4 protein-coding genes and 1 pseudogene are annotated in these 5,689 nt (G+C 72.2%); all 5 read right to left on the bottom strand.

All coding sequences use genetic code 11. The annotated features are described in order from the left end of the window. Positions 1-472: pseudogene (locus AC30CM_RS26670) on the bottom strand (hypothetical protein); the annotation flags it as partial. 166 nt (positions 473-638) lie between these two features. After that, the gene (gene treS / locus AC30CM_RS26665) at positions 639-2,900 is read right to left on the bottom strand and encodes a maltose alpha-D-glucosyltransferase (protein WP_490119924.1); all 2,262 of its coding nucleotides are present in this window, start codon (positions 2,898-2,900) and stop codon (positions 639-641) included. Positions 2,901-2,920: 20 nt separating this feature from the next. Continuing rightward, entirely contained in the window at positions 2,921-4,411 is a 1,491-nt protein-coding gene (locus AC30CM_RS26660; protein WP_490119923.1) for a pyruvate, phosphate dikinase, read from the bottom strand. Continuing rightward, positions 4,408-4,998, bottom strand: coding sequence for a hypothetical protein (locus AC30CM_RS26655; RefSeq protein ID WP_490119922.1), 591 nt, complete (start codon positions 4,996-4,998; stop codon positions 4,408-4,410). Before AC30CM_RS26655 ends, AC30CM_RS26660 begins: the two co-directional genes overlap by 4 nt. 90 nt (positions 4,999-5,088) lie before the next feature. Further along, a partial coding sequence (locus AC30CM_RS26650; protein WP_490119921.1) for a hypothetical protein occupies positions 5,089-5,689 on the bottom strand: 601 nt, incomplete at its 5' end.

Raw genomic sequence — 5,689 nt, 5'->3', positions numbered from 1 at the left:
GGGCCGCGGCCGGCTGCTGCGGTGCGGCGGCGGTGGGGCTGGGCACCGGGGCCACCGCCGCCTGCTGGCGCACCTGGCCGCTCTGCGGCTGCTGCGCCGGTATCAGGGCCTTGAGGATGGCCAGCGGCAGCTGGCCCAACTTCGGCAGCGGCGCCTGGTCGTTGGCGCCGGCCGGCTTGTGGCCGATGGGCCGGTTGAACGGCGCCAGCGCCGAGGGGCTGGGGATCTGGAATGCCTGGCCGGGCAGCGGGCGCGCCGCGGCCGCCGCACCTTCGCACGGTTCGGCGGACGCCGCCGGTGCCGCGGCCAGCGAGACCCCCAGCGGCAGCACCAGCGCGACCGCCGCGGCGGCGGCAATGGGTCCCACCGCCGCGGCGGCGGCAATGGGGCCCACCGCCGCGGAGGCGGCAATGTGGCCCACCGCCGCGGCGGCGGCCGTCGAGGCCGATGCGAGGCGCGGACGCGGCGACATGTCTCACCTTTCGGGCGGACGTCGCGGTGACGTCGTCGACTGGGGCCCACGGGCGGGCATCAGTGACGATAGTGACTCACGTGACCGAAGTGATCGTTGCCAACGGAACGGATACCGGTCCGTGACCGTGTCGCAACCACCCCGGGGAGGGCGCGGCGCGCCCCGCTCAGTCGTCCTCGGCCTCGCCGGCGGGCGCCTCGACCAGCAGTGACATCCCGTGGTGCGCCGGCATCTCGACGGCGAAGCTGAACAGGTCGTCGACCGTCGCGAACGCCTTGCCGGTGAACATGTCCGACACCGTCGCCCCAGGCGGCAGCTTCTTCGAGCGCACCGAACCGGCGACCTCTTCGTTGGCGAAGTTCAGCACCGTCAGCTGGAAGCGGCCCTCGCCGTCGAGCTGGTGCACCAGCACCAGCATGCCGCGGTGCGAGACCTCGGGGATGTCGACCTGCCTGCTGGTCGCGATCCCGTAATGCGAACGCACCCGCAGGATCGCCTGCAGCTGCCGCAGGAAGCTCGCATCGTCGGCCAGTTGCTCGGGGATCGAGCCGTACAGGCTGCGTCCACGGGGCATGCCCGCGCTCGACTTCGTCGCCGTCGGGTTCACGCCCATCAGATCGTGTGCGGCCCGGTGGATCCACCGGGTGTCCCCGCCGCGCAGCAACTGCGGGATCTCGTCGGGCGGCAGCGTCAGCATGCCGCACAGGTCCCAACCCGACAGCGCGAACACCCCGGGTTGCAGCGCGTTGAACATCGCCAGCAGCAGGTGCGCCCGCCGGATGCGGTCGATCTGGACGGCGTCGGATCCGATGGTGTCCAAATCGGTGATGCCAAGTGCGGCCGCGATGACCGTCGCGGTGGTGCTGGCAATGCCGTTGGTGGTGAAAACCAAGTTGTACGGCGCACTTTCGCCGGTCAGCTTGGTGATCAGGTCGGTGCGGACGGTCTCGCCGAGTACCTCGCCGGTGACCTCCTCGCCCTTGTAGGTGTAGAGGTCGTCGCGGTGGCCGGTGGACCAGTGCACCAACTCGTAGGTGAGTTCGTCGTGGTTCTGCAGTGCGTGCACCAGCGACGCCGGATCCACGCCGAGGGCCAGCGTCGTCCGCAGCGTCATCCGCAGGAACTCCGTGTCCGCCGTCGCCAGCGCGTGCTGATAGGCGGGCCGGTTGATGAAGTCATACGACAGGTCGGCCCCTGCCTCACCGATCTGCCTGATGTCGTCGATCGTGAGGTTGAGTTCCTGGAAGGTGAACCCGCCCATCTTGCGCACCATGCTGGCGATGAGGTGATTGGCCGCCTCCGACAGCGGATGCCCCTCCGACCATGCGGTGCTGTCCTCGGCCGCGGTCTTCTCGGCGCCCAGGAAGCCGTTGGCGTCCAGACGCAACCCCCCGGTGCCGAGGTCGGCCAGCGAGTGCAGCGCGTCGCCGATCACCAGTCGCATCCCCGCGAACGACGGGTCCAGCCAGTTGATGGACGGCTGACCGTCCTTGAAGTAGTGCAGGTACACCCAGCGCCGCTCGACACCGTCGATGCCCAGCACCGGCCGGGTGACGCTCCAGTTCGTCTCCTTGACGCCCTCGGCGTAGAAGATCACCCGCTGCAGCCGTCCGATGATGTAACCGGCCTTGTCCAGCCACTCCTCGGTGGCGGCGTCGATGTTCACCGAATCGGCACCCGAGGGCACCTCGGGCAGGTTGTCCCAGTCCCGCGGGTCGATCTCCACCATGTGGTAGATGCCGGGGTAGTCCGCGTACTTCATCTCGGCGAGCCGGAAGTCCGCACCCTTGCCGGTGTGCCCGGGCACGATGTCGTCGATGATGGTGCCGCCGTACCAGTTGGCGGTACCGCACATCGCGCGAAACTCCTCCTCGGTGCCGAAGGCGGGGTCGATCTGCGTGCTGATGCGGTCGAAGTGACCGTCGACGCTCGGCGTCTGATCCCACCCCGAGATGCCGCCCGCGCGCTTCACCGGACCGGTGTGGACGCCCTCGATGCCGATCTCGGCGAACGCCTTCCACAACTCCTCGTCGGCGAGAGCCTTCAGGAACGATTCGTCGGGTCGGGTGATGAGCGACAGCGGATACGCGGTGAACCACACCGACGCCGTCTCCACCGCACCGCGGGGGCTGGGCGTGGCGTACGGGTTCTGCCACATCGAACCCTGCCCGGAGAACTGCGAGCTGATCTCGTTGGCATCGGCCAGCATCGACTGGGACAGCAACCACGACACGTAGGCCGGGTTGTCAGCGGCCGCCGGGCCGTCCTGCGCCAGCGAGCGCCGGGTGAACGGGGCGCGCACCCGCGGCCGGAAGCGCAGCGCCCGGGGCCGGGCCGGGTGCAGGTGTTCGTCGAAGGTGATCTCGGTCGGTTCGTTGCCCTGATCGTCGGGCGCCTGGTCCGGTGTTGACTCTGCCGCCTGCGACATGAGGTCCCTTCGAGTTCGTGTCATCGCGTCCGCCCCGCAGTATTGCCAGCGTGCCCGAGTCTTGAAACAGGGGCGTCGGCTGGACGACCGCTGGGTGACGGGTCCTGCCCGGTACCGTGCGAGCCGCTGGCCCAGGCGCGCAGCCGCGCCGCAGCCACGCCGAGGTCGCGGTCCGCGGCGACGGGGAGCACACCGTCGAGCACCTCGCCGCCCGCGCCGTCGACGGTGACGACGCGGCCCGCCAACCCGTCCAGAGTGCCCATTCCACACCCCACCACACATGGCGTGCCGAGTTCTCGGCTGACCACCGCCGCATGGCTGGTGGTGCCCCCGATCTCGGTGACCACCGCCACCGCCGCCATCATCCCGGTGACGTCGGCCGGGTCGGTCGTCGGTCGGGCGAGCACCACCGGCACGCCCGCATCCCCGAGGTCGGTGGCCTCGTCACACGTCGTGACCACCCGCCCGGTCGCGACCCCGGGACATGCCGGCACTCCCGATGCCAGCACCGTCGCCCCGCGCCGCGCGTCGGGGTCGACGTGCGGGGCGGCGGCACGCGCCAGCACGTCGGCGGGCACCATGGCCACCGCGTCGGCGCGCCCGATGACGCCCTCCTCGGCCAGGTCGACGGCGATGCGGACCGCCGCCTGCGCGGTACGTTTCGCGCCCCGCGTCTGCAGCAACCACAACCGGCCGGCCTCCACCGTGAACTCGACGTCCTGGGCGTCACCCGCGTCGCGCTCGAGAAGCGTTGCCGCCGAAACCAACTCGCGATGCACCTCGGGCAGATCGGCGGCCAGTGCGGCCAACCCCAGCGGGTCGACGCGCCCGGAGACGACGTCCTCGCCCTGCCCGCCGGGCAGCCAGTCCCCGAACGGTCCGGGGGCGCCCGTCAACGGATCCCGGGTGAACAGCACGCCGGTGCCCGAGTCCGGCCCGCGATTGCCGAACACCATCGCCTGCAGCACCACGGCGCAACCGCCCGCCTCGGCGATGCCGTGGTGAGCGCGATAAGCCGTGGCGCGCGGGGAATTCCACGACGCGAACACCGCCTCGGTGGCCGTCACCAGGTCGGTCCACGGGTCGAAGGTGGCCGGCACGCCCGCAACCGCGGCGAACTGCGCGTCGAAGCGGCGGCGGACGTCGGCACCGAACGGGCCGAGCCGACGCGCGGCGGCGTCGGTCACGCCGACGTTGAGCACCGTGTCCATCATCCCGGGCATGCTGACCGCCCCGCTGGAGCGCACCGACACCAGCAGCGGACGGTCGTCGTCGCCGAGCCCGCATCCCGTGTCGTCCTCCAGGCGCCGCACGCCCTCCCGCAGCGCCTCGGACACCGCGGCGGTCAACCGGCCGTCGTGCGCCCGCACCGCCGCGGCCGAGTCGGTACCCAAGGCCACCGCCGGGGGCACGGCCAGGCCCAGCGCCCGCATCCGGTTCACGCTGCGCGCCTTGGCTCCCGCCAGCGCCACGTCGAGATCGACGGTGCCGTCGAGCACCAGCACCGTCACGTGGCGTCCTCCACGCAACGGTCGTGGCCCAGCATGCCCACGAGGTCTTCGTGCAGTTCGAACCACACCGTGTGATAGCTGTCGGCGATGGGGCGCGCGACGTAGGTCGACTCGCCCGCCCGGATGCGGTGCAGCGCCGCCGCGAACCGATCGGGATAGGGGGTCAGGCGCGGCGCCAGCGTGGTGGCGGTCGCCAACCAGGGCGCGAACTCGCCGTGCAAGCACTCCAGTCGCGCGATCACCGCACGGTCGTAGGCGTCGTCGGCGTGGTCGTTGGGGGCGCCGTCGCGCAGTTGCCACGCGCTGACGATCGCCTTGAGTTCGGCGTTGTGCGGCGCGAACCCGCGGTAGTGCTCGGCCAGCGCGCCGTCGGCGAGTGACGCGCGCTCCGCGGCGAGCAACTCGGTCAACCGTGCCCTGCCCGCAGGCGTGAGCTTGCCGTCCTCCCGCAGGTGGCCCGCCGCGCACGCCGAGGCAAGCAGCGCCTCGGCCGCCTCGCGCGTCACGCCGCAGGCCGCCGCGGCCACCTCGGGCGCCAGTCGGCCCTTGAACCGGGCGGTCTGCAGGACGGCGAGTTCACCGGACATTCGGCCAACGGTAGTCGGCCCCGGCGGCAGGGGCCCAGCACGCCGCGGCTGACCTGGGGTGTGACGGGTCCGGGCAGGCGCCCGGACCCGTCACGGCGCGGGCGGCGGCGGTGGCGGCAGGATGAGCCCCGGCGGCGGCGGTGGCGTGCCGTCGTCGGGTGCGGGCGGCAGGTTCTGCACCAGTCCCGGCGAGATGACCGTCCCGGGAACGGGTGCCGTGCCCGGCAGCGGTTCGCCGAGCTGCGACTGCGGCATCTGGCCCAGCAACCCGCCCTTGAGGCGTCCGTCGCGGTACAGGTCGATGTAGCGGCCCAACCACTCGCGCTTGCTGACGTCGGCGTTCTCCTGGCCGGGGGCCACGTCGAACTGCTGGCCCTGCCCGGGCGCGGCGGGAACGACGTTCTGCGGCAGGCCGTAGGCGTTGTTGAAGACGTTCAGGTTCGGCGGGGTGCCGGGGCCGGCGCCCGGGGCCGACGGCACGGCGTTGAGCCCCAGGACCGAACCGGCGTCCAGCCCAGGGACGGCCGGTGCGCCGAGGCCGCCCGGCACGCCGGGCTGGCCGGCCTGTGCCAGCACGCCGAAGCCCGAGATCGGCGCTCCGATGCCGGGGATGTTCGGGCCGGCCGGTGGCGGCGGCGCGAGCGGATCCACCGGCGGTGCGGCGGCGGGATCCACCGGTGCCGCGGCGGGA

It is taken from the genome of Mycobacterium sp. DHQP2018-32-09 (genome assembly GCF_058148405.1).
This window is presented reverse-complemented; position numbering and strand designations above follow the sequence as displayed.